The 25,595-nt window shown below is 71.7% G+C and carries 25 protein-coding genes; 16 read left to right on the top strand and 9 right to left on the bottom strand.

Annotated features, from left to right (window positions below):
• On the bottom strand, window positions 1-988 hold a 988-nt coding region (locus VT50_RS33945), incomplete at its 3' end, for a 5'-methylthioadenosine/S-adenosylhomocysteine nucleosidase (RefSeq protein WP_079343943.1).
• A 247-nt stretch (window positions 989-1,235) separates the two neighbouring features.
• Between VT50_RS33945 and VT50_RS33950 the strand changes: the two genes are divergently transcribed.
• Window positions 1,236-2,246, top strand: a complete 1,011-nt coding sequence (locus VT50_RS33950; RefSeq protein WP_167396648.1) for an alpha/beta hydrolase — start codon at window positions 1,236-1,238, stop codon at window positions 2,244-2,246.
• 415 nt (window positions 2,247-2,661) lie between these two features.
• A complete protein-coding gene (locus tag VT50_RS33960) occupies window positions 2,662-3,405 on the top strand; it encodes a class I SAM-dependent methyltransferase (protein ID WP_046085745.1) in 744 nt (247 codons plus the stop codon).
• Window positions 3,406-3,515: 110 nt separating this feature from the next.
• Here VT50_RS33960 and VT50_RS33965 read toward each other — a convergent pair whose 3' ends face one another.
• The 3 genes from VT50_RS33965 to VT50_RS33975 form a co-directional block, all read right to left on the bottom strand.
• Window positions 3,516-4,073, bottom strand: coding sequence for a MarR family winged helix-turn-helix transcriptional regulator (locus tag VT50_RS33965; protein WP_046085744.1), 558 nt, complete (start codon window positions 4,071-4,073; stop codon window positions 3,516-3,518).
• Window positions 4,070-6,019, bottom strand: a complete 1,950-nt coding sequence (locus VT50_RS33970) for an MFS transporter (protein WP_053048525.1) — start codon at window positions 6,017-6,019, stop codon at window positions 4,070-4,072. The genes VT50_RS33965 and VT50_RS33970 overlap by 4 nt, the downstream gene beginning before the upstream one ends.
• Before the next feature lie 278 nt (window positions 6,020-6,297).
• Window positions 6,298-6,648 carry a winged helix-turn-helix transcriptional regulator gene (locus VT50_RS33975; protein ID WP_046085743.1) on the bottom strand — a complete coding sequence of 117 codons (351 nt, stop codon included), beginning with the start codon at window positions 6,646-6,648 and terminating at the stop codon, window positions 6,298-6,300.
• 55 nt (window positions 6,649-6,703) lie between these two features.
• On the opposite strand from VT50_RS33975, the gene VT50_RS33980 reads away from it, so the two are divergent.
• Window positions 6,704-7,591 carry an NAD(P)-dependent oxidoreductase gene (locus VT50_RS33980; protein ID WP_046085742.1) on the top strand — a complete coding sequence of 296 codons (888 nt, stop codon included), beginning with the start codon at window positions 6,704-6,706 and terminating at the stop codon, window positions 7,589-7,591.
• 69 nt (window positions 7,592-7,660) lie between these two features.
• On the opposite strand, the gene tpg is transcribed toward VT50_RS33980, so the two are convergent.
• The 4 genes from tpg to VT50_RS34000 all read right to left on the bottom strand — a co-directional run bounded on the left by tpg (window position 7,661) and on the right by VT50_RS34000 (window position 11,462).
• Window positions 7,661-8,215, bottom strand: a complete 555-nt coding sequence (tpg, locus tag VT50_RS33985) for a telomere-protecting terminal protein Tpg (protein WP_046085741.1) — start codon at window positions 8,213-8,215, stop codon at window positions 7,661-7,663.
• An 8-nt stretch (window positions 8,216-8,223) separates the two neighbouring features.
• Window positions 8,224-10,464 carry a telomere-associated protein Tap gene (gene tap / locus VT50_RS33990; RefSeq protein WP_079343944.1) on the bottom strand — a complete coding sequence of 747 codons (2,241 nt, stop codon included), beginning with the start codon at window positions 10,462-10,464 and terminating at the stop codon, window positions 8,224-8,226.
• A 180-nt stretch (window positions 10,465-10,644) separates the two neighbouring features.
• Window positions 10,645-10,884: a hypothetical protein gene (locus VT50_RS33995; protein ID WP_079343945.1), complete on the bottom strand. Its 240-nt coding sequence runs from the start codon at window positions 10,882-10,884 to the stop codon at window positions 10,645-10,647.
• Window positions 10,885-10,970: 86 nt separating this feature from the next.
• A complete protein-coding gene (locus tag VT50_RS34000) occupies window positions 10,971-11,462 on the bottom strand; it encodes an FBP domain-containing protein (RefSeq protein ID WP_046086389.1) in 492 nt (163 codons plus the stop codon).
• A gap of 71 nt (window positions 11,463-11,533) precedes the next feature.
• On the opposite strand from VT50_RS34000, the gene VT50_RS34005 reads away from it, so the two are divergent.
• From VT50_RS34005 to VT50_RS34060, 12 genes are all read left to right on the top strand, one after another.
• A complete protein-coding gene (locus tag VT50_RS34005; protein ID WP_046086388.1) occupies window positions 11,534-12,103 on the top strand; it encodes a TetR/AcrR family transcriptional regulator in 570 nt (189 codons plus the stop codon).
• 83 nt (window positions 12,104-12,186) lie between these two features.
• Entirely contained in the window at window positions 12,187-13,374 is a 1,188-nt protein-coding gene (locus VT50_RS34010) for a GDSL-type esterase/lipase family protein (RefSeq protein ID WP_046086387.1), read from the top strand.
• 266 nt (window positions 13,375-13,640) lie between these two features.
• Window positions 13,641-14,105 (top strand): low molecular weight protein-tyrosine-phosphatase, encoded by a 465-nt coding sequence (locus VT50_RS34015; RefSeq protein ID WP_046086386.1) that lies wholly within the window; start codon window positions 13,641-13,643, stop codon window positions 14,103-14,105.
• Complete coding sequence (locus tag VT50_RS34020) at window positions 14,102-14,980, top strand: fructosamine kinase family protein (protein ID WP_046086385.1); 879 nt, start codon at window positions 14,102-14,104, stop codon at window positions 14,978-14,980. The genes VT50_RS34015 and VT50_RS34020 overlap by 4 nt, the downstream gene beginning before the upstream one ends.
• A 290-nt stretch (window positions 14,981-15,270) precedes the next feature.
• Entirely contained in the window at window positions 15,271-16,176 is a 906-nt protein-coding gene (locus tag VT50_RS34025) for an endonuclease/exonuclease/phosphatase family protein (RefSeq protein WP_046086412.1), read from the top strand.
• A 482-nt stretch (window positions 16,177-16,658) separates the two neighbouring features.
• The gene (ltnD, locus tag VT50_RS34030; RefSeq protein ID WP_046086384.1) at window positions 16,659-17,582 is read left to right on the top strand and encodes an L-threonate dehydrogenase; all 924 of its coding nucleotides are present in this window, start codon (window positions 16,659-16,661) and stop codon (window positions 17,580-17,582) included.
• The gene (otnK, locus tag VT50_RS34035) at window positions 17,582-18,862 is read left to right on the top strand and encodes a 3-oxo-tetronate kinase (RefSeq protein WP_046086383.1); all 1,281 of its coding nucleotides are present in this window, start codon (window positions 17,582-17,584) and stop codon (window positions 18,860-18,862) included. Before ltnD ends, otnK begins: the two co-directional genes overlap by 1 nt.
• Window positions 18,859-19,533 carry a class II aldolase/adducin family protein gene (locus VT50_RS34040; RefSeq protein ID WP_046086382.1) on the top strand — a complete coding sequence of 225 codons (675 nt, stop codon included), beginning with the start codon at window positions 18,859-18,861 and terminating at the stop codon, window positions 19,531-19,533. The genes otnK and VT50_RS34040 overlap by 4 nt, the downstream gene beginning before the upstream one ends.
• 69 nt (window positions 19,534-19,602) lie before the next feature.
• The gene (locus tag VT50_RS34045) at window positions 19,603-20,910 is read left to right on the top strand and encodes an MFS transporter (RefSeq protein WP_206269526.1); all 1,308 of its coding nucleotides are present in this window, start codon (window positions 19,603-19,605) and stop codon (window positions 20,908-20,910) included.
• 32 nt (window positions 20,911-20,942) lie between these two features.
• Window positions 20,943-21,734 carry a 2-oxo-tetronate isomerase gene (gene otnI / locus VT50_RS34050; RefSeq protein ID WP_046086381.1) on the top strand — a complete coding sequence of 264 codons (792 nt, stop codon included), beginning with the start codon at window positions 20,943-20,945 and terminating at the stop codon, window positions 21,732-21,734.
• Window positions 21,731-22,762: a D-erythronate dehydrogenase gene (gene denD, locus VT50_RS34055; RefSeq protein WP_046086380.1), complete on the top strand. Its 1,032-nt coding sequence runs from the start codon at window positions 21,731-21,733 to the stop codon at window positions 22,760-22,762. The genes otnI and denD overlap by 4 nt, the downstream gene beginning before the upstream one ends.
• Before the next feature lie 66 nt (window positions 22,763-22,828).
• Window positions 22,829-23,584, top strand: coding sequence for a FadR/GntR family transcriptional regulator (locus VT50_RS34060; RefSeq protein WP_046086379.1), 756 nt, complete (start codon window positions 22,829-22,831; stop codon window positions 23,582-23,584).
• 24 nt (window positions 23,585-23,608) lie between these two features.
• Here VT50_RS34060 and VT50_RS34065 read toward each other — a convergent pair whose 3' ends face one another.
• Window positions 23,609-24,640, bottom strand: a complete 1,032-nt coding sequence (locus tag VT50_RS34065; RefSeq protein WP_046086378.1) for a helix-turn-helix transcriptional regulator — start codon at window positions 24,638-24,640, stop codon at window positions 23,609-23,611.
• 99 nt (window positions 24,641-24,739) lie between these two features.
• Between VT50_RS34065 and VT50_RS34070 the strand changes: the two genes are divergently transcribed.
• Entirely contained in the window at window positions 24,740-25,318 is a 579-nt protein-coding gene (locus tag VT50_RS34070) for a DinB family protein (protein WP_206269531.1), read from the top strand.
• Window positions 25,319-25,595 lie beyond the last annotated feature (277 nt).

Raw genomic sequence — 25,595 nt, forward strand, 5'->3', positions numbered from 1 at the left:
GGTCCAGGTCGTCCGACAACCTCCGCGCCCAGCGCAGGAGTTGGCGGTGTGCGGCGGCCGGTCCGGTGTCGGGTGGGGTTCCCGCGTCTGGGGATGGGGGCGGGGGCGGGGCTGTCACTGCGGCCGGGGGCAAGGGCGGGGCCGTCCGACTTCCTGGGAACCGTTCCGGTACCGCATCCGCGGGCGTCACCGCCCCGGGCACGGCGGCCGGGTCGCCGCCGGGCGGCAGTTCGCGGAGGACGGAGAAGGCGAACGCGGCGGCGTGGCGGGCCGCGCGGGACTGCCAGCCCTCGACGTCCGCGTCGTACTTCTTCCCGTCGGCCCGGTCGCTGATCCCACGGACGATCAGGGCGGGTAACGCGGCGTTGAGATGGGCGGCCTGCGCCACGCCCGCGCCCTCCATCTCGATGGCGGCGGCATCCTGGTAGTTCCCGCGCAGCTGCCGTCGCAGGGGCGAGTCCGCCGAGTTGAGGACGACCTCACCGGCGGCCACTGGCTTGAGGTGGACGGCCGGGCGGGCGGCGCCGGGCGGGCGGTCCCGCAGCAGATCGGTCCAGGCACCGGTCCTGCGGGCCATCCGGGCCAGCTGGTCGAGTTCCTGACGCACCGGCCAGACCCTCGGACGGGAGTGGAGTTCGCCGTCCTCGTCCTTGCCGCCGTGGTACGCGTACACCTGCGTGGCCATGACGACGTCGCCGATCTCGACATCGTCCTTGAGGGCGCCCGCCACCCCGACGAATGCCACGGCGCGCGGGCCGAACATGGTGATCGCCCGCTCGGTCAGCACGGCCGCCCCCTGGTTGCCGTCGCCGACCTCGGCGAGCGCCACCCGCCACGGCGTACCGTCGAGCCGACCGACCTCGAACAGGGTGCCCGCCGGGTGGAGTCGCGGCCGCGGACCGACCAGGTGTGCCCGGACCGCCGCGTACTCCACGTCCAGTGCGGTCAGTACGACGAGTGAGTCGCTGTGCTGCCCGGTGTTCTCCACGTATCCCCCCGGCCACGGTCGGCCCTTGTGCGGCCCGCAGGCGAAATGCTACTCTCCGCGACCCTCCGGGGCCGGGACCAGCGCGGGGGCACCGAACGCGGCCGAGCGCTACTGAACGCCACCAAACGCCAGCAAACGCCCAACGGACGGACGAGCCGCCGTAACCATCAGTATCCCCCGAGCGGCGCCGGATGTTTGGATGCATGGTATGGATCTCCCCCATAGAATCCCTTCCGTCCCGACGCCGATGGCGGTGCCGCCGTTCGACCCCGAGCTCGGCGTCGCGCTGGAATCCCTGGGCAACGGGCCGAGAGAGCCGGTCACTCCGGGAAATCTCGCAGCCCGACAGGAGCGGGACGCCGCGACCCGGCCCAGGCCGACGGCCGATGACCTACGGGCCGATGGCCGCTTCGAGGTGGCGGAGCTGTCCGTCCCGGGGCTGCGGGACGGACCCGACGTCACGCTGGTGAGCGTGCGGCCCGCCGGGCTCGAAGGGCCGCTGCCCCTGCTGTACTACATGCACGGCGGCGCGATGATCATGGGCAACGCCTGGTCGGTGCTTCCGCGCATCCTTGGCGAGTGGGTCCTCCCGCTGGACATGGCCGTCATCTCGGTCGAGTACCGGCTGGCGCCGCGGACGCGGTACCCCGGACCACTGGAGGACTGTTACGCGGGGCTCCTCTGGGCCGCCGAGCACGCGGCCGAACTGGGCATCGACGCGGACCGCCTCATCGTCGGCGGGAAGAGCGCCGGTGGCGGCCTCGCCGCGGCCCTCGCCCTGCTGACCCGTGACCACGGCGGCCCCGGTCTCCTCGGGCAGCTCCTGCTGTGCCCCATGCTCGACGACCGCGGACACACCTTCTCCAGCCGCCAGATGTCGGGCACCGGCCTGTGGGACCTCGTCTCCCATGAGACCGCCTGGCAGGCGCTGCTGGGTGACCTCCACGGCGCGGCGGATGTGCCACCCTACGCGGCGCCCGCCCGCGAAACGGACCTCTCCGGTCTTCCTCCGGCGTTCATAGACGTCGGATCGGCGGAGATGTTCCGTGACGAGGACGTGGCGTACGCGAACGGCATCTGGCAGGCAGGGGGCCAGGCCGAACTGCACGTATGGCCCGGCGCGTACCACGGCTTCGACGGCATGGCACCGCAGGCGGCCATCAGCAAGGACGCACGCGACGCCCGCACCCGCTGGCTGAGGCGCCTCCTCGCACAGTCCAGGAACACCGGTGACACCGGGCCGAGGCCCCCTGGTTGAGCCGGTTCCCGGCCACCGGCTTCAGGCGGCCTCCGACCGCCGCTCGGACGGCGCTGTCGTCGGCCCGGAAGCCACTTCCCGCGCCCCGCCGGGAATCAACCGCAGATGACGCCGCACGCCTGCGTGCCACGTGGCCGAGGACCCCCCGGACAGCCAGTCCTCGACCCGGTCCACGAGCAGCAACATCAAAACCAATGTGGGCAGCACTAATACCGCTACAACGATCACGACGAAGGGCCCCTTCCTCAGCAGGCGACTCTAGTCGGGTGCCCGCAACTGCCCAGTACGTCAACGGTGTTGTGTGGGAATGATGTGAAGGTCAGGTGCGGTACCGGCCGCATGGCGAACCCGAACCCGGGTCCTGGGGGGGCAAATTCAGTGGACATCGCATGCCCCAGCGGTAAAGGGTGGCGGCATGAACCAGGAGGAGATCTGGGACAGCGACGCCGCGCAGCGCTATGACACGCCCGGCACCGGCATGTTCGCGCCCGAGGTCCTGAGGCCGACCGTGGAGCGCCTGGCCGGGCTGGCGGGCGGCGGAGCGGCACTCGAGTTCGCCATCGGCACCGGTCGGGTGGCCATCCCGCTCGCCGAACGAGGCGTCCCCGTCACCGGGATCGAGCTGTCGCGTCCGATGGTCCAGCAGCTGCGCACCAGGGCCGACGAGGCGACGATCCCGGTCATCGTGGGTGACATGGCGACGTCCGTGGTTCCCGGGGAGTTCACGCTCGTCTATCTCGTCTACAACACCATCTCCAACCTGCTCACCCAGGCCGAGCAGGTCGAGTGCTTCCACAACGCCGCCCGCCACCTCAAGCCCGGTGGCAGGTTCGTGATCGAGCTCTGGGTGCCCGAGCTGCGCAAGCTCCCGCCGGGCCAGAAGGCCACCGTCTGGCAGGCCGAGCCCGGCTACATCGGGCTGGACACCTATGACGTACTGCGCCAGCACGTCGTCTCACACCACTTCCGGTTCGACGACACCCGACAGGCCCGGCTGACCCGCAGCCCGCACCGCTACATCTGGCCGTCCGAGCTCGATCTGATGGCCCAGCTGGCCGGATTCGTGTTGGAGAGCAGGCACGCGGACTGGTCCGGCGCCGAATTCACCGCCGAGTCGCGCTCCCACGTCTCCGTCTACCGCGTCCCGCCGAACCGGTAGCTGGACAACGCCATGATCGCAGCGTGCTGATCCCGGCGATCCCGTGCGGCCAGCCGCAGCGTGTCCTCGGCACCGGTCAGGTCCGCGGCAATGAAAGTGGCGGATCCGCCCTACCGTTCCGGATCGGCCGCCGCCGCGGAGCCGTCGGCGGCCAGGGACTCCAGGGCGGGCAGCGCGGCGAACAGCGCTTGCCGCTCATCGGGGCTCAGCTTGTCCATGCGCGTGGCGAGCCGGGCGGCGGCCTCGTGGCGCACTGCGCCGAGCAGTTCACGGCCGGTGTCGGTGAGGGCGATCAGGCTGGCGCGGCGGTCCTCGGGGTCGGGGGTGCGCTCGATCCAGCCGGAGGCGTCGAGCAGTTCGACCATGCGGGACGTGGTCGGCAGGGCGATGCCCAGTCGGGTCGCGAGCGTGCTGATGCGCATCGAGCCATGGGTGGCGAGCGCTCCCAGGGCCGCCTGGCGGCTGGGGGTGAGATCGCCGTGTTCGCCCCGGGAGCCCCGTAGGGCGGGAAGCAGATTCTGGAGGGCGGTACGGAGCCGTTCGGCCAGCTCCGCCGAGTTCGGGGCGGTGGGGCTCGGGGTTACGGGGCCGGGGGCGGCGGAACGCGGAGTGGCAGGGCCCGGGCCCGAGGTGGTGGGGCCCGGAGTGGTGGGGTCGAGCGCGGTCATCTCGGCTCCTCGGAGGATGGTCCCGGTTCTTGGCCGGGCGACGGTGGTGGCGGTGACACCGGTGGTGGCGGTGGCGGTTGCCCGGACTCCGGCGGGGACGCCCGCCGGGGCGCGGGCGCCGGGTGGGAAGACGTGTCCTCGATGGCCTCCGTGCCCTCGGTACCCCGCGTACCCGCGCTGCCGCCCGGTACGGCCGCCACCGCCGCCGGGGCGCTGGTAGCCGCCTTCGGCCCGCCCCCGTGCACATACCGCCCGCCCCGTAGCAACGACGCCACCGCGGCCACCAGACACGCCGCGATGGCGAAGTCGAACGCGGCGGACAGGCCCTGGGAGAACGGCGGGGAGATCAGCGCCGGGAAGAAGCCGCGGCCGGTGAGATAGGCGGCGTGGTGGGCGGGCAGATGGTCGAGCACCTGCGGCCCGAGCAGCGTTTGCACCGGGTTGTAGCCGAGCAGCGAGGCGAAGAGCACCCCGACCGGTGGCAGGGCGGCGACCCTCGCCGCGTCACCGGCCGGGACCCCCTCCGCGGTGAGGCCGTGGGTGAGGGCGCCGGGAAGCGAACCGGCGAGCCCGGCGATCATCAGGGAGAAGAAGACGCCGATGGACAGAACGGTGGCCGAGTTCTGGAAGGTGGTGCTGATCCCGGCGCCGACCCCGCGCTGTTCGGGCGGCAGGCTGTTCATGATGGCCGCCCGGTTCGGCGAGCTGAACAGCCCCATGGCGACCCCGTTGACCAGCAGGATCGCGGCGAACACCGGATAGCCGAAGTCCACCGGCAGCTCCTCCAGGGCCACGAAGGTGGCGGCGGCCAGCAGCATCCCGCCGGTGGCGAACGTGCGGGCGCCGAACCGGTCGGAGGCCCAGCCGGAGAACGGGCCCGCGATCAGGAACCCGATGGTCAGCGGCAGCATGTAGATGCCCGCCCAGAGCGGGGTCTCCTCGAAGCCGTAACCGTGGCGGGGCAGCCAGATGCCCTGCAACCAGATGATCAGGATGAACATCAGGCCACCGCGCCCCAGCGCCGCCAGCAGACTGGCCACGTTCCCGGCGGTGAACGCGCGGATGCGGAACAGGCCCAGGTGGAACATGGGCTGCGCGACCCGGTTCTCGATCAGGCAGAACAGGCCCAGCACCGCCACTCCCCCGAAGATCGCGGCGATCACCCAGGGGTTGCTCCAGCCCATGGTGTGACCGGCGTAGGGCTGGATGCCGTAGGTGATGCCGGACAGCACGGCGATCAGGCCGATGGCGAAGGTGAGATTGCCCCACCAGTCCAGTCGGGCCGGGGTGCGCACCCCGGTGTCCCGCAGCTTCAGATACGCCCAGACCGTGCCGAACAGCCCGATGGGGACGGAGACCAGGAACACCAAGTGCCAGTTGAGGGGGCCGAGCAGCCCGCCCAGGATCAGCCCGATGAAGGATCCGGCGATGCCCGCCACCTGGTTCAGCCCCAGTGCGAGACCACGCTGATCGGCGGGGAAGGCGTCGGTGAGGATGGCGTTGGAGTTGGCCATCAGCATGGCGCCGCCCACGCCCTGCAGCACCCGCATCCCGATCAGCCACAGCGCGCCGGACGTGCCGTGCAGCCAGGTCACGGAGAGCAGCACGGAGAACACGGTGAAGACCGCGAACCCCAGGTTGTACATCCGCACCCGGCCGAACATGTCCCCCAGCCGCCCGAAGCTCACCACGAGCACGGCGGTGACGACCATGTAGCTCATGATCAGCCACAGCAGCAGGCTGGTGTTCCCGGGGCGCAGCGGATCCACCCCGATGCCACGGAAGATGTCCGGCAGCGCGATCAGCATGATCGAGATGTTGATCGTCGCGATCAGGACACCCAGCGTGGTGTTGGACAGCGCGATCCACTTGTACCGCGGCCCCGGGCCACTGTCGTCACGGGGCCGTCCGGCCCCTTCGGCCGCGGCCGTACGCCGTTCCGTCATCCAGCCCACCGAGCATCACTCCCGTCGGGAGTTGGTTGCTTGATATCAACCAACCTAATCCCGAAATGTCCCAGCGCCAAGTGGGACCGCGATGACCCGGGGGCGGCACTGGCCGACGTGGCGCGGCACGGGGTCGGCCGGAGCAGCGAGCGCTCACGGTGCGTGAGCGCTCGGTACCCACTTATTTGTGGGTACTTGGCACCGGCGCACGGCCCGGAGAATCTGGTGGCGGACGGTCGGAGGGGCCGCCGGAGCGGATGACACGGAGGTGGCTTGGATCAGGGTGCCGACTGGGCCTCGGCCAGCTTCTCCAGGCGACGGTGTCCCCAATCGGACAGGGGGCCCAGCGCCTCGGAGAGGTCACGGCCGAACGCGGTGAGGGAGTACACGGTCTTCAGTGGCAGCACATCGTGGACTTCCCGGTGCACCAGCCCGTCCGTCTCCATCTCACGGAGCGCCTGAGTCAGAACCTTCTCGCTGAGGCCCGGCAGCCGTCGGCGTAGCTCACCGGGGCGGTGCGGGCCGGACTCCAGCGCCCAGAGCAGGGCGGTCTTCCACTTGCCGTCGATCACGGAGATCGCGGCGGTCACTCCGCAGACATTGGTGTCCTGAGCACGGCTGCGTGTCATCTTCGCTCGTTTTCCTTTGCGCTGTGTACGCGTATATCCATATGGGAGTTGAGTCATGTCCATGTACTCCGAACAGTCTGCCGTCACCGTGCTCGGGCTGGGGCCGATGGGCCGTGCCCTGGCCGGTGCGTTTCTGGACGCCGGGTTGCGGATCACGGTCTGGAACCGGACGCCGGGCAGGGACCGGGAGCTGACCGAGCGGGGCGCGGTGGGTGCGTCCTCGGCTGAAGAGGCGGTCGCCGCAAGCGAGTTGATTGTCGTCTGTGTGGTGGATTACGACGCGTCGGACGCGATCCTGCGGCAGGACGCGGTCACCGACGCGCTCAGGGGACGCACCGTGGTGAACCTGAGCGCGGACACTCCGGACCGGGCACGGGACACCGCGGACTGGGCGGCCGGTCACGGCATCCGGTACCTGGACGGTGCGATCATGACGCCGACCACCACGATGGGAACGCCCGCCTCGGTGTTCATCCACAGCGGCCCGGCGGAGCTCTACCAGGAGCACCGGCCCGTGCTGGAGGCACTGTCCGGTACCCATACCCACCTCGGTGAGGAGATCGGCCGGGCGGCGGCGTACGACATCGCGCTGCTGGACATCTTCTGGACGGCGATGGCGGGCTATGCCCACGCCCTGGCGGTGGCGCGGGCGGAGGGGATCAGCGCCCGGGAGCTGGCGCCCTTCGCCAAGGGCATCGGCGCGATCCTCCCGCCCCTCTTCGAAGAGACCGCCCAGGAGATGGACCGCGGCACCTTCTCCGGTGAGGGCAACCCCATGGCCTCGGGCGCTTCGACCATGGCCCATATCGTCCACACCTCCGAGGGGCACGGCATCGACGCGGGGGTGATGCGCGCGGCCGAGGGCATGACCCGCCGCGCCATCGGGCTGGGCCATGGCACGGACGGGTTCATTCGCGTGGCCGAGGTACTGGGCCGCCACTGACACATGTGGGGAACGCTCCGCCACATGTGGTGGAGCGTTCCGCGCCCAAGGCACGGGCCGTGCCGCTGCTTACAGGTCGATCTCGATGTAGTCGATGTCGGTGAGCTCCACCAGCAGACCCTGGGCACGGCGGCCGTGGTCCTTGAAGTAGATCTCCTGCAGGCCCTCGGCGGCGATGTCGCGGAGCCGCTGTTCGGCGGCGCCCTCTTGCTGGGCGTCGAAGAGGCGCGCGGCGTACTGCGGTGGCAGCGCCTGGGTGATGTGACGCAGCCGGGCGTCGTCGGTGGTGCCGGGGGCGGCGGTGAAGCCGAAGCGGGCGCGGGTGTCGAGGACGATGCCGCCGGTGGTGGCGGCCTGCTTCTTGGCCCTCGCGCGCACCTGCGGCTGCCACCGCTTCCTCACCTCGCGCTCCAGCTGGGTGGCGAGGGACTCACGGGGCCGCTTGAGCTGGTCCTTGACGTAGCGCTCGACGGTGCGCTGGGAGACGCCGAGCAGATCGGCCACCGGCCGGGTGCCCTTGAGCTGTTTGACCAGATACCGCATCCGCGCACCGGCCGACTTGGGGAGGGGACGCGTGAAGGCGCCTTCCACCGCCTTGTCCAGGCTCTCCGCGAGCTTGCCCATCGTCGTCCCTACTCTCCGTTGTCCGGGGCGGTGACGTGGCCGTCCTTGATGTACCGCGCGAGGTTGAGGTCATCGCCGTGCTCCTCGCGCACGCCCTCGGCCCACAGCGTCGTCTGGGTGCCCTCGTGCTTGACCATCCCCGGGCTCACCCCGATCCGGAAGCCGCCCGGCAGCGGTGTGCCGTCCTCGTGGGGCAGGAGGTCCAGCGGGCTGGGTCCGTCGGAGGGGTAGACCGCGCAGTCGGAGAGGACCGCCACCGGGTACCGGCCGGTGGCCGCCGCCATCTTGAGCATCTTGCGGTGCATATTGATCCGCGCCTTGGAGATGACCGCCGCGCGGATGTCGGGCCGCCATGTCGGGCGCTGCAGCGCGGGCCAGGGCTGGCCCGGGCGCCAGCCACCGCCACGGGGGCGTTCGCGCAGCTTGCCGATGCCGCCCTTGACGGTCGCCTTGATCGCGGAGAGGACGATCGCCATCCGCGGGTCGGCCTGCCGACGGCCGTCCATCGCGGTCAGGAACTCCCCCGGCGCCATGCCGGTGGTGACCCCCAGGTCGGCCATCGTGGCGATATAGGCATCGCGCAGCCGTGTGTACCAGGCGTCCAGATAGCGGCCGCTGTCCGGGCGGAGGTACGCCTCGACGGGGGCGACGCCGTAGCCGAGTTCGACGGCGTAGGCGACGGTCGGCGTGGCGTACCAGGCGGGCCCGGACGGCCGCTCCCCGGTCGGGGTGAACGGGCTCGGCAGGCGCGGATCCAGCTCGATATGGGAGAGGTCCACCAGCCAGGAGCCGGGGACCTTCGGGTCGAACGGCGGTCGCTTGGCGTACGCGGCCGCGCCGAGGCCGACGACGGTGCCGTTGGCGGCCGCGGCGAAGGCCATGTTGACGTCGATGCCCACCACATAGCGCTTGCCGCACTCCTCGTCGGTGAGCGGCCGCGCCCAGTCGTACGCCTCCTCCACCAGGACCTCTTCGGGGGTGCGCTGGTGGAAGCGCGGCAAGTGGGCCAGGAGCGGGTGGCCGTCCGGGGCTTCGGGCGGGGCGCACGGCACCGGCTCGGTGCCCAGCGAGCCGGGGTTGTGCTCGCTGTGCCGACGGCCGGTGCCGTCCGGCTCACCGGCGCGGGTCGGCGGGTGCAGAGCGGTCATCAGCTCCAGGCCGGTGACGGCGGTGGAGCCGCAGGGGGTCATGACGCGGTCGGCGTACGTGCCCAGCAGCTGGGCCAGATCGGCGGGCGGCAGCTGCGCGGCCTCGCCCCAGGAGCGCGCGTCGAGGGCGTCCCAGCCCAGGACACACAGCTGGACGCAGGCGCGCCGCGCGCCCTCGGCGGGGCGGTAGACCCGCGCCCACGGCCCGAGTCCACGCCGGGTGAGCCGCCAGTCGGCCCTCTCCAGCTGCTTGAGGACCTTATGGCCCTCGGACAGCCTCCCCGCCCGCCGCTCCTCGTCGGTCAGCCGGTCCGGGAGGCCGAGGCGCAGCGCGGCGGCGTCGGTGAGCACCAGCACCGGGTCGGCGTCCCTGCCGTTGCGGTTCAGCCGTGGCGCGCCCAGCCGGGCCTCGGCCAGAGTCCACTCCACGAGGGCGGGGAGGGACTTGGCCGGGATGTCCAGGATCAGACCGCCGGGGCAGTACGCCGCGAGCCCGTCCTCCGCGAAGTCGACCACCGCCAGCGGGCCGTTGACGAAGCGCGGGTCCACGGTGGGGGTGGCGGCGGTGGTCCTCCTGCTGGGTGTGGTTGGCGCCGTCGCGGGTTGCCGTGCGTCCGGGCGCCGCGGTGTGCGCGATGTTCGCGATGTGGCCGACCGGGGCGGGCGGACCCGCTGCTGCGCCGGGGGCGTGGCGGGTCGCCGGGGCGCGTCCGGTGCGGCGGTCTCCGCACGCCTCTGATCCTCCGCGGCCGGGGCGGGGAGGTCCGGCTCCTCCGCGGCCGGGGCGGGGGCGGGGAGGTCCGCCGACTCCACGGCCGGGGCGGGAAGGTCCGACTCCGCGGCCGGGGTGGGGAACCGGGCGGCCAGGCCCTTCAGGAGCCGGGCGTAGGCGGCGCGCGTCGGCTGCCGCGGCTCGGTCTTGCCGGATTCCCAATTGCCCACCGCTTCCCGGCGGATGTCCAGCGCCCCGGCAACCTCGGCCTGACTCAGCCCCGCGGCCTCACGCAGCCTCTTGCGCTCGGCCGGTGTCGGCAGATCGTCCTGGGCGATCTGCTCCAAGAGCGCGTCGACAGCGCCGAACAACTCGTCCTCAGCGGGCACCGGGCTCACCTCCGGGCAGACCCTATCCCAATCGCTCTGCGCAGCGCTCACTTCATCGCACGCGCCATCGCACGCTCAATCACTCCGGCAATCCCTTCCTATCGCAAACGGGTCGGCCGAAAGGAACGGCCGACCCGGCGATCGGTGGTGACGACGAACTCGTCAGTGAGGACGAATTGATTAGTCGTCAACACACTTGGGGTACTTCGAGCCCCGATTGCAGTCGTGATAGTCGTACTTACTGACGCGGAACTTCTTCTCCGCGTCCCCCTTGGTCGGCTTGACGACCAAGTAGAACTTCTTCCCGTCCTTGACCTTGTCGGTCACCTGCCCGTCAGGGCCCCGGTCGAAATCCTGCGCGCAGCCTGCGAGCGAGGCGAAAGCGGTCATCAGCAAAAGGGCGGCGGCAAGACGACGCATATGGTGCTCCGATCAACTTGGGGACCGGCACAGTCTAAGAGGGACGCGTCACCGACAACACCGCCGGGAAAACACCCCGGTATGAGTTACGCGGTCACCTTGGCGAGGAACGCGGCGACGTTCGCCACGGTCCGCTCGATCTTCTCCTCCAGGGTCAGCGACTCCTGCGGGCGCGATCCGGCGCCCGCGTCCTTCTTGCCCCGCACATACAGCGAGCAGGCGAGGTCGCTGCATATGTAGGCGCCCACCGAGTTGCCCTGCTGCCTGGCCTTCCCCGCCTTCGGCGCCACCATCAGGGACACCCCGCCCGTGTGGGCGGTCAGGCACATCGAGCACATGCTGCGCCGCGCCTGCCAGGAGGCGGGGCCCGGACTGCGCAGCGCGATGGCGGTCGGGCGGCCGTCCAGCACGGTGACCAGATAGCCACGGTCGGGGGCCTGCGGATCTCGCCAGCCGAGGTAGTCCAGGTCGTCCCAGGGCCGGGCGGCCAGGTCACGCGGGACGGACAGGCGCTTGGCCTCGCCCTTGGTGCAGTTCACGAACGCGGCACGGATCTCTTGCTCAGTCATCGGCTTCATATACCGCACGCTAATTTGCCTAAAAGCTTTAGGCAAATGGATAATGGGCATGGGTCGAGGAGAGGAAGGCTATGGCGCGGGCAGGACTGACCACGGAACGTCTGACCCAGGCGGGAGCGGAGCTCGCCGATGAGGTCGGCTTCGACCAGGTGACCGTATCGGCGCTGGCCAGACGGTTCGACGTCAAGGTCGCGAGCCTCTACTCACATCTGAGGAACTCGCAGGACCTCAAGACCAGGATCGCCCTCCTCGCCCTGGAGGAGCTGGCCGACCGGGCCGCCGACGCCCTGGCGGGACGGGCCGGGAAGGACGCCCTGACCGCCTTCGCCAACGTCTACCGCGACTACGCCCGCGAGCATCCCGGCCGCTACACCGCGGCCCGGCTCAGACTCGACCCGGAGGCGGCGGCCGCCAGCGCCGGTGTCCGGCACGCCCAGATGACCCGGGCGATTCTGCGCGGCTACGACCTGGCCGAACCGGACCAGACGCATGCGGTCCGGCTGCTGGGCAGCGTCTTCCACGGCTACGTCAGCCTCGAGATGGCGGGCGGGTTCAGCCACAGCGCCCCCGACAGCGAGCAGAGCTGGTCGCGGACCCTGGACGCCCTCGACGCCCTGCTGCGGAACTGGCCCGCGCCCTGACCAGGCGCGCATCGCGTAGCCGCGCATCGCCCTGCACACCACGCACCATCCATCCGCCCACCCCTGATCAACAGGCTGGCCCCATGCACACCACCGAGCACCACTGGATCACCACCCCCATCACCGCCGACATCCTGCGCGGCGCCCTCGACCTGGAGCGCACCACGCACGGGCTGCTGCCACACCGGCTGCCCGCCTGGGCCCGCGCCCAGTGCGCCGACGCGCAGCTCGCCATGGTGGAGGCCCAGCCGTCCGGCGTACGGCTGGTCTTCCGGACCCGGGCCACCGCCGTCGAACTGGACACGCTGCCCACCAAGCGGGCCTACGCGGGCGCCCCGCCCCGCCCGGACGGCGTCTACGACCTGCTGATCGACGGCCGTCTGACCGCCCAGTCCACGGTGACCGGCGGCAACACCCTGGCGATCGACATGGCCACCGGGACCGTCGAGAGCCACCCCGGGCCGGTCGGCACCCTCCGCTTCGCCGACCTCCCCGACAATGTCAAGGACGTCGAGATCTGGCTGCCGCACAACGAGACCACCGAACTCGTCGCCCTGCGCACCGACGCCCCCGTCGAGCCCGTACCGGACCGGGGCCGCAGGGTGTGGCTGCACCACGGCAGTTCGATCAGCCATGGCTCCGACGCCGCGAGCCCCACCGCCATCTGGCCCGCGCTCGCCGCCTCCCTCGGCGGCGTGGAACTGATCAACCTGGGCCTGGGCGGCAGCGCCCTGCTCGACCCGTTCACCGCACGGACGATGCGGGACACCCCCGCCGACCTGATCAGCGTCAAGATCGGCGTCAATCTGGTCAACGCCGATCTGATGCGGCTGCGCGCCTTCGGCCCGGCGGTGCACGGCTTTCTCGACACGATCCGCGAGGGGCATCCCACCACACCACTGCTGGTCGTCTCCGCCATCCTGTGCCCCATCCACGAGGACACCCCCGGCCCGGCGTCCTTCGACTTCGACGCGCTCAGCTCCGGAAAGCTGCGGTTCCTGGCCACCGGCGACCCCGCCGAGCGCGCCGCAGGGAAGCTGACGCTCGGCGTCATCCGGGATGAGCTGTCCCGGATCGTCAAGCAGCGGGCGGCCGATGACCCCCACCTCCACTACCTCGACGGACGCGACCTCTACGGCGAGGCCGACGCCGTCGAGCTGCCGCTGCCCGACGAGCTCCACCCGGACGCGGCCACCCACCGCCGCATCGGGGAACGCTTCGCCGCGCTGGCCTTCGCCGCCGGGGGTCCGTTCGCGGGCCGGAGCGCCTGACGGCGGGCCCCGTCCGGTACAACGGGAAGAGACGGCATGGACGACACCGAGGGCCCCGGCCTCGCCGAGCAGCGGGTGAGCGCGATGCGCGGGCCTCGGACCGGCCCGGTGGCCACATGCTGGAGCTGAGGCCCGATGAGAGCACCGGCGGCGTGGGGTGGCTCCGGACACCGCCCGTGGACACGCCGTGGGCGGGGTGATCCGGGGACGTCCCCGGGCGGCCCGCCCCCTGCGGCACCGCGGGGCCAGGCCCTACCCTGGTGGCCGTGCACATCTGCTTCGTCTGCAGCGGGAACATCTGCCGGTCGCCGTCCGCCGCGCTGGTCTTCGCCGAGCATCTGCGCCGGGCGGGACTCGACGGCGCGGTAAGGGTCAGCAGCGCCGGTATCGGCCCCTGGCACGCCGGTGAGCCCATCGACGAACGGGCCGGGGAGCTGCTGGTGCGGCATGGCTACCCGGTCGGGCACGTCGCGGCCCAGATCGGCGCCGAGCACCGGGACGCCGAGCTGTTCCTGGCGCTGGACCGCGGCCACGAGAAGGCGCTGCGCCGACTGGTCGAGGACCCGTCCCGGGTCAGGTTGCTGCGGTCCTTCGACCCGGACGCCACCGGCGATCTGGACGTACCCGACCCGTACTACGGCGGCCCGGAGGGGTTCGACGAGGTGCTGGCCATGATCGAAGCCTCGGTGCCCGGCCTGCTGGCCTGGGTGCGCGAGCGCATCGCCGCATGAGCGGCCGTGCCGGGGCCGGGTCCGGCGAGGACCCCGGTGCCGCGGCGGCCCGCCTCACCGGCCGTCCGGCGACCCGCCGACGGCCGCTGTCCGCCACGCTCACCGAAGTCACCCTGGACGGCGGGCAGTCGGTGATGGTGAAAAGGGGTGACGATCCGGGCGCGGTGGAGGCCGAGGCGGCGGGGCTGCGCTGGCTGGCCGACGCCGGTACGGTCAGCGTCCCGGCGGTGCACGGCCACGACCGGCACTGGCTGGTCACCGACCGGGTGCCGGTCGGGCGGCCGGGCGCCCGGGCGGCGGCCCGGTTCGGCCGCGGCCTGGCCGCCCTGCACACCGCCGGCGCACCCGCGTTCGGCGCCCCGCCGCCCGGCGGCCCCACGGACGCGTACATCGGCATGGCCCCGATGCGCAACGTCACGGGCCCCGACTGGCCGCGCTGGTACGCCGAACACCGGGTGCTGCCCTATCTGCGGCGCGCCGTCGACGACGGCACGGTCCGCCACGGCGAGGCCGAGGTGATCGAGCTCGCCTGTGAGCGGCTGCCCGAGCTGGCCGGACCCGCCGAGCCACCCGCCAGGCTGCACGGCGATCTGTGGAACGGCAACGTCCTGTGGGGGACCGACGGGCAGGTGTGGCTGATCGATCCGGCCGCGCACGGCGGCCACCGGGAGACCGATCTGGCGATGCTCCACCTGTTCGGCTGCCCGCACCTGGACCGGGTGCTGGACGGCTACCAGGAGGTGGCACCGCTCGCCGAGGGCTGGGCCGACCGCGTCGGTGTGCACCAGCTCTTCCCGCTGCTGGTGCACGCCGTGCTGTTCGGCCGCGGCTACGCCGGGCAGGCGGTCACGGTGGCCCGGGCCCTGGCGCGGTGACCCGCCGCAACTCCTCGTAGAGCGTGGTCGTCGTCCGTGCCGGTGTACGGGACGGCCACTGCCACAACCACCGCGATCCGCCTTGAGCGGAAACCGATGCGCCCGGTGGCCCGTCTTGGGTGGCGGAGTCACACGGATGGGAAGCCATGGTGGAGCGGGTGGACAGCGGTACGACGGCGCCGGGCCGGGCGGGGGCGCCCCGGCGGGCCGGGCGCTGGCTGGTGCGGTGGGCCCGGTGGGGCGCCGCGGCGGGGGACGCGCGGGGCCGGGCGCCCTGGGCCCGGGGGCGAGTGCTCGCCGTGCTGGCGGTGCTGACGGCCGGGCTGCTGGCGTTCCACCGGGCGGTGCCCAACTCCGCCTGGCACATGGGCAGTTTGCTGGAGGCGTTCCTGCCGTGGCTCGGTGTGGTGGTCGTGGTGCTGCTCGTCCTGGCGCTGCTGCGCCGCTCGGCCCTCGCGCTGGTGGCGCTGCTGCTGCCGGTGGCGGCGTGGACCCATCTCTTCGGCGGGCTGTTCCTGCCCGGGGCGGAGCCCGGCCCGGGTGATCTGGTGGTGGTGCAGCACAACGTCAGCGATGAGAACGCCGATCCGGCGGGTACGGCCCGCGCGCTCGCCGACGCCGGGCCGGATCTCATCGCGCTGGAGGAACTGGTGCCCACGGCGCTGCCGGTCTACGAGAAGGCGCTCGCCCCGGACTATCCGTACCACGCCGTCCGGGGCACCGTCGGACTCTGGTCGAAGCATCCGCTCACCGGTGCCCGGCCGTTGGACATCAAACCCCGGGGGATCGCGGAGGGGTGGCACCGCGGACTGCGGACCACCGTCCACACACCGCACGGCGCGGTCGCGGCGTATGTCGCGCATCTGCCGTCGGTGCGCATCCGGGCGAGTGGCCTCGCGTCCTCCTGGCGTGATGAGAGCGCCGGTCTGCTGGGCGAGGCCATCGCCGCCGAGAGTCGCGATCGGGTGATCCTGCTGGGCGACCTCAACGGCACGGTCGACGACCGTGGGCTGGCACCGCTGACCTCGCGGATGAACATGGCGGACCGGGGCTTCGCCTTCAGCTTCCCCGCGGGCTTCCCGCTGGCCAGGATCGACCAGGTCATGGCCCGCTCGGCAACCGTCGGCCGTATCCGCACCCTGCCCGCCACCGGCAGCGATCATCTGCCGGTCGCCGCCCGGATCGGGTGGGGGTGACCAGGGCCGGGTCATTACGGTGATGCCGCGCCGTGCGGCACAGCCCTCGCGGCGTCTGCTCGGGAGCGGTCCCGGGACCCGCGGGTTAGAAATGCCGCGCACGCGTTCGGAACGGCGATCTACCCTTTTGCCCGACCGGTTGACCGCTTCACGAGCAGCCGCATCCCACTCCCCCGATCCACCCACTTTCTCGAATCCACCATTCTCGGCGTCGGGTTCACGCTAGCCACCGCATGGCGCGCCAGAAATCCCGAATTGCTTATGCCTGGCATCTCCCTGCGGGATACCACCCATTCCCCCCAGAAGTCACCAAACCAGGCATATACCCTTGCCCCTTGTGGCGGACGTCACAGTATGCGGGCGCGGTGTCTTCAGGTCATCATATGACCCGATCGCCGCAGGCGGCCTGGGCCGCAAGGGGCGGCGGCGCCCCCAGCAAGCACAGCAACGACCCCATCAGCACAGCAACGACAAGGAGGGGCATGAGCGACCAGGACAGGCCGGTGCGGCCGGGCGTGGGCGTGGTGGGCCTCGGGGCCATGGGGCTCGGCATGGCACACAGCCTGCGCACGGCGGGCTATGACGTCGGGGTCCACGATCTGCGGACGGAGGTGGCCGAGGGCTTCGCCCGCGACGGCGGAACGGCGTACGCCTCCCCCGGCGATCTGGCGGCCTCGGCCGACGCGGAGGTCGTGGTCAGTGTCGTGGTCAGCGCGGCGCAGGTGGAGTCGGTGCTGTTCGGCGCCGACGGGGCCGCCGACCGGCTCCGTCCGGGGGCCGTCTTCGTGATGTGCTCCACGGTCGACCCGGGCTGGTCCGCGGAGCTCGGCGGGCGGCTGGCCGAGCGCGGTGTGCTCTACCTGGACGCCCCCATCTCCGGTGGCGCCGCGCGTGCGGCGGCCGGTGAGCTGACCATGATGACGTCGGGCCCCGCCGAGGCGTACGCGGTCGCCGACCCGGTGCTGGAGGCCATGAGCGGCACCGTCTACCGCCTGGGCGAGCAACCCGGCCTCGGCTCGAAGGTCAAGATCGTGAACCAGCTGCTCGCGGGTGTGCACATCGCCGCGGCCGCCGAGGCGATGGCGCTGGGCCTGAGGGCCGGTGTCCCGGCCGAAGCGCTGTACGAGGTCATCACGCACAGCGCGGGCAACTCGTGGATGTTCGAGAACCGGATGGCGCATGTGCTCGCCGGTGATTACACACCGCTCTCCGCGGTCGACATCTTCGTCAAGGACCTGGGGCTCGTCCTCGACTCCGCGCGGCCGGAGAGGTTTCCGCTCCCCCTGGCCGCCACCGCCCACCAGATGTTCCTCCAGGCGTCGGCGTCCGGTCTGGGCTCCGAGGACGACAGCGCGGTCATCAAGATCTTCCCCGGGATCGATCTGCCCCGGCCGGTGGGGTCCTGATGGGCATCCGGCTCGGCTGCATCGCCGACGACTTCACCGGCGCCACCGACCTGGCCAACAACCTGGTGCGGGCGGGCATGCGCGTGGTCCAGCTGATCGACGTACCGCCGCCCGGCGCCGAGCGGCCGGTGGACGCGGACGCCGTGGTCATCGCGCTCAAGTCGCGGACGGTTCCGGTCGCCGACGCCGTCGACGCGTCGCTGCGGGCCCTCGACTGGCTGCGCTCCACGGGCGCCGAGCAGATCTACTTCAAGTACTGCTCCACCTTCGACTCGACACCCGCCGGCAATATCGGACCGGTCACCGAGGCCCTGATGGACGCGCTCGGCAGCGACTTCACCATTGCCACACCCGCGTTCCCCGACAACGGACGCACGGTCTTCAAGGGCCATCTCTTCGTCGGCGATGTGCTGCTCAGCGAGAGCGGTATGCGCCACCACCCGCTCACCCCGATGACCGATCCCAATCTGGTCTCGGTCCTCGGCGCACAGACCACACGGGCGGTCGGCCTGATCGACCACACGGTGGTCGGCCGCGATGCCACGGCGATCCGGACCCGGATCGGCGAACTGCGCGAACAGGGTGCCGGAATCGCCATCGCCGACGCCGTCTCCAACGACGACCTGGTGCGCCTCGGCGCGGCGGTCCGGGGGATGCCCCTGGTGACCGCCGGTTCGGGCCTGGCCATCGGGCTGCCGGCGAACTGGGGGTTCACACCGTCCCGCGCCGCCGCGCAGCTGCCGGTGCCCGGCGGTCACCGGGCGGTCATCTCGGGGTCGGTCTCCGCCGCCACCAACCAGCAGGTCAAGGAGTTCCTGCGCACCGGCCGTCGCGCGTTCAGCGTGGATCCGCTGCGGGTCGCGGCCGGTGAGGACGTGTCCGGCCAAGCCCTCGCCTTCGCCGAGTCCCAGCTGGAAGACGGGCCCGTCCTCTTCTACTCCACCGGGGCGCCCGAAGCGGTCCGCACCGTCCAGGCCCGGCTCGGCGCCGCCGAGGCGGGCGAGCTGGTGGAGCGGACCCTGGCCCGCGTGGCCGACGGCCTGGTGCAGCGCGGTGTGCGCCAACTCGTCGTCGCGGGCGGCGAGACCTCGGGGGCGGTCGTCCGGGCACTCGGCATCACCGGACTGCACGTCGGACCGCAGATCGACCCCGGTGTGCCCTGGTGCGCGGCGGCGCTGCCCGGCGGGGACACGCTCCACATCGCGCTGAAGTCCGGCAACTTCGGTGGCCCCGCGTTCTTCACCGACGCCTTCGCCCTGCTCGACCGGGAGATCTCATGACCGGGCTCCTTGACACCGCAGTGGACGAGGCGCGCGATGAGATCGTCCGGGTGGGCACCAGCCTGTTCAACCGGGGCTATGTGCACGCCAGCGCCGGGAACATCAGCGCCCGGATCGGCGACAGTCATCTGATCACCCCCACCGACGCCGCCCTGGGCTTCCTCGAGCGCGACCGCCTCGCGCTGGTCGACGCCCAGGGTGAGCAGCGCGCGGGCGACCGCGCGAGCAAGACCCTGACGCTCCACCGGCGCATCTGCGCGGCCGACCCCACGGCCCGGTTCATCATCCACACCCACTCCACCCACCTGGTCGCGCTCACCCTGGCCGGGGTGTGGAGCCAGGACGACGTACTCCCGCCCATCACGCCGTACTTCGTGATGAAGGTGGGGCACGTCCCGCTCATCCCCTACCACCGGCCCGGCGACCCGCGCGTGGCCGACCTGGTGACCGCCCGGATCGCCGATCACCTGGCGGGCCACACGCCGATCAGGGCCGTGCTGCTCGACCGGCTCGGCCCGGTGGTCTGGGGTCCGAACGCGGCCGCCGCCCTCGCCGTCCTCGAAGAACTCGAGGAGACGGCACGCCTCTGGCTCCTGACCGACCGTCGGCCCAGGCCTCTCACCACCGATGCGATCGACGAACTGAGGACCGCGTTCGGCGCCGCTTGGTGACACATCGCTCCCCCGCTCCCTCTCCCCCGTCCCCCTCGCAGAATCCCTGAGCCGCAGAAGGATTCCGTCATGCCCATGCCCGCAGTGGCGGCCGAGACGCCCGCGCTCGCCCGCGAGAACACCGTCTACCGCAAGGTCATACGCCGCATCGTCCCCTTCCTCATCCTGTGCTACGTGGCCTCCTACCTGGACCGGGTCAACGTCGGCTTCGCGAAGCTCCAGATGTCCGATGACCTCGGGTTCAGTGAGGCGGCGTACGGGCTGGGGGCGGGCCTGTTCTTCATCGGCTACTTCCTTCTGGAGGTGCCCTCGAACCTGGTGCTGCAACGCGTCGGGGCCCGTACCTGGATCGCCCGCATCATGATCAGCTGGGGCCTGGTCTCGGCGGCGTTCATGTTCGTCACCAACGAGGTGACGTTCTATGTGCTGAGGTTTCTGCTCGGTGCCGCCGAGGCGGGGTTCTACCCCGGGGTGATCCTCTACTGCACCTACTGGTTCCCCTCGCACCGCCGGGCCCGGGTGATCGCGATGTTCATGTCGGCCATCCCGGTGGCGGGCATCTTCGGCAATCCGCTCTCCGGCTGGATCATGGACACCTTCCACGGGGTGAACGGCTGGCAGGGCTGGCAGTGGATGTTCCTGCTGGAGGCGGTCCCCGCACTCCTCGTCGGTGTCATCACGCTCTTCTACCTGGACGACGGCGTACGGGACGCGAAGTGGCTGACCGATGAGGAGAAGGCCGTCGTCGAGCGGGCGGTCGCCGACGACAGCGCGCACCAGACGGTGCACGGCCGGGTACGGGACGCCTTCCGTGAGCCCAAGGTGTGGCTGATGTGCCTCATCTACTTCTGCTTCGTCATGGGTCAGTACGCTTTGACCTTCTGGATGCCCACGTTCGTCGAGTCCACCGGCATCGAGGGCAATGTGACGATCGGTGTGCTCAGCGCCGTGCCGTTCGTGGCCGCGCTCATCGCGATGAACCTGTTCGGCCGCTCGGCGGACAAGCGCCGCGAGCGCCGCTGGCACCTGGTCATCCCGAGCCTGATGGGCGCCGTCGGATTCTCGCTGTCCGCCGTGTGGAACGGGTCGACCGCGCTGTCCCTGACCGCGCTGTCCGTGGCCGCTGCCGGGGTGCTGACCTGCGCTCCGCTGTTCTGGTCGCTCCCCACCGCGTTCCTCGGCGGCACCGCGGCCGCGGCGGGCCTCGCCCTCATCAACTCGGTGGGCAACCTCGCCGGTTTCGTCAGCCCGTACATGATCGGCGCGCTCAAGGACGCCACCGGCTCGGCGTCGATACCGATGTACGTCCTGGCCCTCACCCTGGTCGTGGGCGCCGCCGCGGTGCTCACCGCCGAGAAGCAGGTCGTCAACCGCTGACCGGGACTCCCGGCCCGAACGCAGGAGCCAGCATGCCGAGGTTCGCCGCGAACCTGTCCATGATGTACACCGAACACGACTTCCTCGACCGCTTCGCCGCGGCGTCGGCGGATGGCTTCGAGGCCGTCGAGTACCTCTTCCCCTACCCGTACGACGCCGCCGAACTGCGACGCAGACTCGATGACCACGGCCTGAGGCAGGTGCTCTGCAACGCGCCCCCCGGTGACTGGGAGTCCGGGGAGCGCGGGATCGCGGCACTGCCCGGACGCGAGGCGGAGGTGCGCTCCGGGATCGGCCGGGCGCTGGAGTACGCGGCGGAGCTCGGCTGCCCGCGGGTGCATGTGATGGCCGGCCTGGTGGGGCCGGGCGATGCGGCACGGCACCGCGCCACCTATCTGGCCAACCTCGCCTGGGCCGCGGAACGGGCCGCCGCGGCGGGCGTCGACATCCTGATCGAGCCGATCAACGGCCGTGATATGCCCGGCTACTTCCTCAACCGGCAGTCCGAAGCACACGGCGTGGTACGGGAGGTGGCGGCCCCGAACCTCAAGGTGCAACTCGACCTCTACCACTGCCAGATCGTGGAGGGCGACCTCACCACGACCCTGCGCCGTGACCTGCCGACCGGCCGGGTCGGCCATCTGCAGATCGCGGGCGTGCCCGATCGCCATGAGCCCGACCGGGGCGAGCTCAACATCCGCCATCTGTTCGGTGTCATCGACGACCTGGGCTTCGACGGGTGGATCGGCTGTGAGTACATCCCCCGCGCCGGTACGAGCGAGGGGCTTGGCTGGCGACACGACCACCGAGGAGACAACGCATGAGGATCGTCATCACGGGTGGCTCCGGCTTCCTGGGGCAGCGGGTCGCCGACGTGCTGCTCACCACACGGACGTTCCGCGGTGCGCCCATCGACCGGCTGGTGCTGGCCGACCGCGTGGTGCCGCCCGGTCCGGCGGCGGACGACCCTCTCGTGGACATCGTCCAGGGCGATCTGGCCGACCGTCTCGACGCGGTGTTCGCGGAGCCGGTGGATGTGCTGATCCACCTCGCCTCCGCGGTCTCGGCCGAGTGCGAGGCCGACTTCGACCTCGGTATGCGTGCCAATGTGGACACCACACGCGCGGTGCTGGAGGCCGCGCGGGCCCAGTCGGCCGCCGGCGGGCCGGTGGCGCGGGTGGTCTTCTCCAGCAGCGTGGCCGTCTACGGTGCCGATCCCGCGCTGCCGCTGCCGCCGGTCGTCAGCGAGTCGACCCTGCCCACACCGCGGTCGAGTTACGGCGTCCAGAAGCTCGTCTGCGAGCAGTTGATCGCGGACTACAACCGCCGCGGTTTCGTGGACGGGCGCGTCGCCCGGCTGATGACCGTGTCGGTACGGCCGGGCAAGCCGAACGCGGCGGCCTCCGGCTTTCTGTCCGGCATCATCCGCGAACCGCTCGCGGGCCTCCCGGCCACCTGCCCGGTCCACCTCGATCTGCGGGTGGCCCTGGCCTCGCCACGGCGCACGGTCGAGGGCGTCCTCCGCGTCGCGGAGGCCGAGCGCGGCGCCGGTCCCGGCCGGATCGACGGCGGGCTGCCGGTCAACCTTCCGGCGCTCACGGTCTCGGTCGCCGACATGCTGGGCACGCTGCGGCAGGTGGCGGGCGACGCCGTCGCCGACCTGGTGACGATCGCGCCCGACCCCGACGTCGAGGCCATCGTGGGCTCATGGCCCGCCGTGTTCGACAACGCGCGCGCCGCGGCGCTCGGGCTGGCCCCCGACCCGGATTTCGCCTCGGTGGTGCGCGCCTACGCCGAAGACCACGCCGACGCGGTCGTGGACACCGGGGTCCAGGGGCGAAGCCCCTGGTAGCGGGAAGGGAAGGGCGGGGGAAAGCGCGGCCGGGGCGACCAGGGAGGTGCCGATAAACTGAAGACCATGTTCTCCAAGGTGAGCGGTCCCGTGCGGCTCGCGGATCGGGTCGCGGCGATACTCTCGGAAGAGATCGAGTCCGGACGGCTGGCCGAGGGTGACAAGCTCCCGACCGAGGTGGAGCTGGTCAAGCAGCTGGGCGTCAGCCGGACCGTCGTACGCGAGGCCGTGTCCCGGCTGCGCAGCGCGGGCCTGGTCGAACCGCGTCAGGGGCTCGGCGTGTTCGTGATGCCGCACCGCACCCGGCCGCTGGACCTGGAGGCCGAGGCCGCCGAGGACACCAAGTCCAAGGTGCGGCAGATCGTGGAGGTGCGCCGCCCCATCGAGGGCGAGGCGGCCTACCTCGCAGCCACCCGGGCCACCCCGGCCGACCTCGTCCGGATGCGCCAGGCCCTGGCGGCCATCGACACGGCGGTGGCGGCCGGTGGCGACGGCGTGGACGAGGATCTCGCCTTCCACCGCTCCGTCGCCGAATCGACCGGGAACGCGGTGATGCTCTCCACGCTGCGCTACCTCGGCGAGGTGCTGCGCGGCGGAATCCGCGTCACGCGTGCGAACGAGGCGCGCCGCGGCGACTTCCTCGAAGCGGTCCGGCAGGAGCACCACGCCATCCTGGCCGCCATCGAGGCCCACGACGCCGAGGCGGCGCGCGATGCCGCACTGCTCCACCTGAGGCATGCGGCGTCCCGGCTGCAGGACGCGGACGAGGGGTTCTGGACCGAGACCGAGAACCTTGAGGTGGATCTCGACGCCGCGCCCTGAGGAACGGTGTGCGGCACGCGGTGTTCAGCGGCCCGGGGGCGGTGGCGTGGTGGACCCGCTGGGCGCCCCGGCCGCGGCGTCGGTGAAGCGGCGGGCCAGGTGGCCGAAGGCCTCCCCCAGCGCGGGCGGCCCGATGACCTCGATGTCGGCGTCGAACCTGCCGATGGCGGCGGCCAGTCCGGGCCATGACCACGCGCCCAGGACGAGCCTGCAGCGGTCCGGGCCCAGTTCCTCGACGACTCCGTCCCGGGCGTAGGTGGACACCACGGAGGCGGGCAGGGCGAGGATGACCTCGCCCCGGCACGGCCAGCCGCCCGGGCCGTCGGAGCCCCGGAACCTGCTCGCCACGAAGGCGGCCACGTCCCCTCCGGGTACGGCGCGCGGGGTGAAGCGGGGCCCGGTGGGCGTGCGCGGGGTGATCCGGTCGACGCGGAAGGTGCGCCAGTCGTCGCGGTCGAGGTCCCAGGCGACCAGGTACCAGCGCCCGCCCCGGGTGACGAGGTGGTGTGGCTCCACCCGGCGCGGCGGCGTGGCGGCGGGGTCGGCGCCGGAGGCATCCGGTGCGGACACGGGGGTGTGGTCGAAGCGCAGCACCTCGCGGGCGCGGACGGCCGCGCTGAGGGTCATGAGCACCCGCGCGCCGACCCGCGGATTCGGCCGGGTACCCGCACCGTCGACGGCGGTGACCTGGAGGGCGTCGATGCGATGGCGCAGCCGCGCGGGCATCACCTGCCGCACGGTGCTCAGCGCACGCGCCGCCGCCTCCTCGATCCCCGCTCCGGTGACGGTGGCGGTCTGCAGCGCCACGGCGAGGGCCACGGCCTGGTCGTCATCGAACAGCAGCGGCGGCAGGTCCGACCCGGCGCCGAGCCGATAGCCCCCGTCGGGGCCCTTGGCGGCCACGACGGGATAGCCGAGCTCGCGCAGCCGGTCGACATCGCGGCGTACGGTGCGCGGGCTGACGTCCAGCCGCTCGGCCAGCAGCTGGCCCGGCCAGTCCCGGCGCGCCTGGAGCAGGGAGAGCAGTGACAGCAGTCGCGCTGATGTCTTCGGCATGACACCGATTCTGCCCCGAGAAGCGGCCATAACCTGTCCGCTACCCCTGCGACGGTTGTCCTCGTCAGCCAACGAGAACGACCGAAGGACCCCATGACCGTGACCGCCACCACCACGCCCGCCACCCCTCTCGACGGCGAGCGGGCCGACCTGCTCGCCGAACTCGCCGCCGCACGATCCGCCCTGACCAAGACGGTGGACGGGCTCGACGACAAGCAGGCGGGCGAACGCCCGACGGTCAGCACGCTGTGCCTGGGCGGGCTGATCGAGCACGTCGCGGCCATCGAGGAAGGATGGCTGCGCTTCGTCCTCGAAGGCCCGTCGGCGCTGCGTTACGACCTGCCCGAGGGTGTCACCTGGGCCGACCTCGCGGCCGGTACCGCACGGGAGATCCCGCAGTGGGCGATCGACAACCAGAACGCCTTCCAGATGCTGCCCGGTGAGACGCTGGCCGGGATCCTCCGGCGCTATGAGGAGGTCGCCGCCCGGAGCGAGGAGATCATCACCGCCGTCCCCGACCTGTCGGCGACCCACCCGCTGCCCGAGGCGCCCTGGAACGAGCCGGGCGCGGCGCACAGCGTGCGCCGGGTGCTGCTGCACGTCATCGCCGAGACCGCCCAGCACGCCGGGCACGCGGACATCATCCGCGAATCACTCGACGGGCGGAAGTCCGGCTGACGCTGACCGATCTCAGCGGAGCCGCGCCGGTGGCACCCGCCACCGGCGCGGCTCCGGAACCCAAGGAACCCAAGAAGCCGAAGAAGCCGAAGAAGCCGAAGGGAAGGGCGCATTCGGGTATGACCGTTCTCGACCACCGGGCGCTTGGCCGGGCCACGCTCGCCCGCCAGTTGCTGCTCGATCGGGCCGATACGCCGGTCCACGACGTCGTTCCTCTCCGACGGCGAAAGCCACCGCGTGCGCGTGGCCACGTCGCCGGACTGAGCGGCCGCACACG

The sequence above is a fragment of the Streptomyces antioxidans genome (assembly GCF_000968685.2).
In the GTDB taxonomy this organism is placed as follows: Bacteria; Actinomycetota; Actinomycetes; order Streptomycetales; family Streptomycetaceae; genus Streptomyces; species Streptomyces antioxidans.

Bases quoted from the DNA above. Each gene is read 5' to 3' on its own strand.
- otnI (WP_046086381.1), top strand. From the start codon at position 20,943: ATGCCGAGGTTCGCCGCGAACCTGTCCATGATGTACACCGAACACGAC.
- VT50_RS33970 (WP_053048525.1), bottom strand. From the start codon at position 6,019: ATGACGGAACGGCGTACGGCCGCGGCCGAAGGGGCCGGACGGCCCCGT.
- VT50_RS33960 (WP_046085745.1), top strand. From the start codon at position 2,662: ATGAACCAGGAGGAGATCTGGGACAGCGACGCCGCGCAGCGCTATGAC.
- tpg (WP_046085741.1), bottom strand. From the start codon at position 8,215: ATGGGCAAGCTCGCGGAGAGCCTGGACAAGGCGGTGGAAGGCGCCTTC.
- otnK (WP_046086383.1), top strand. From the start codon at position 17,582: ATGGGCATCCGGCTCGGCTGCATCGCCGACGACTTCACCGGCGCCACC.
- VT50_RS34020 (WP_046086385.1), top strand. From the start codon at position 14,102: ATGAGCGGCCGTGCCGGGGCCGGGTCCGGCGAGGACCCCGGTGCCGCG.
- denD (WP_046086380.1), top strand. From the start codon at position 21,731: ATGAGGATCGTCATCACGGGTGGCTCCGGCTTCCTGGGGCAGCGGGTC.
- VT50_RS34065 (WP_046086378.1), bottom strand. From the start codon at position 24,640: ATGCCGAAGACATCAGCGCGACTGCTGTCACTGCTCTCCCTGCTCCAG.
- VT50_RS33980 (WP_046085742.1), top strand. From the start codon at position 6,704: ATGTCCATGTACTCCGAACAGTCTGCCGTCACCGTGCTCGGGCTGGGG.
- VT50_RS34005 (WP_046086388.1), top strand. From the start codon at position 11,534: ATGGCGCGGGCAGGACTGACCACGGAACGTCTGACCCAGGCGGGAGCG.
- VT50_RS33975 (WP_046085743.1), bottom strand. From the start codon at position 6,648: ATGACACGCAGCCGTGCTCAGGACACCAATGTCTGCGGAGTGACCGCC.
- VT50_RS33965 (WP_046085744.1), bottom strand. From the start codon at position 4,073: ATGACCGCGCTCGACCCCACCACTCCGGGCCCCACCACCTCGGGCCCG.
- VT50_RS34045 (WP_206269526.1), top strand. From the start codon at position 19,603: ATGCCCATGCCCGCAGTGGCGGCCGAGACGCCCGCGCTCGCCCGCGAG.
- VT50_RS34000 (WP_046086389.1), bottom strand. From the start codon at position 11,462: ATGAAGCCGATGACTGAGCAAGAGATCCGTGCCGCGTTCGTGAACTGC.
- VT50_RS34060 (WP_046086379.1), top strand. From the start codon at position 22,829: ATGTTCTCCAAGGTGAGCGGTCCCGTGCGGCTCGCGGATCGGGTCGCG.
- ltnD (WP_046086384.1), top strand. From the start codon at position 16,659: ATGAGCGACCAGGACAGGCCGGTGCGGCCGGGCGTGGGCGTGGTGGGC.
- VT50_RS33995 (WP_079343945.1), bottom strand. From the start codon at position 10,884: ATGCGTCGTCTTGCCGCCGCCCTTTTGCTGATGACCGCTTTCGCCTCG.
- VT50_RS34010 (WP_046086387.1), top strand. From the start codon at position 12,187: ATGCACACCACCGAGCACCACTGGATCACCACCCCCATCACCGCCGAC.
- VT50_RS34040 (WP_046086382.1), top strand. From the start codon at position 18,859: ATGACCGGGCTCCTTGACACCGCAGTGGACGAGGCGCGCGATGAGATC.
- VT50_RS33950 (WP_167396648.1), top strand. From the start codon at position 1,236: ATGGCGGTGCCGCCGTTCGACCCCGAGCTCGGCGTCGCGCTGGAATCC.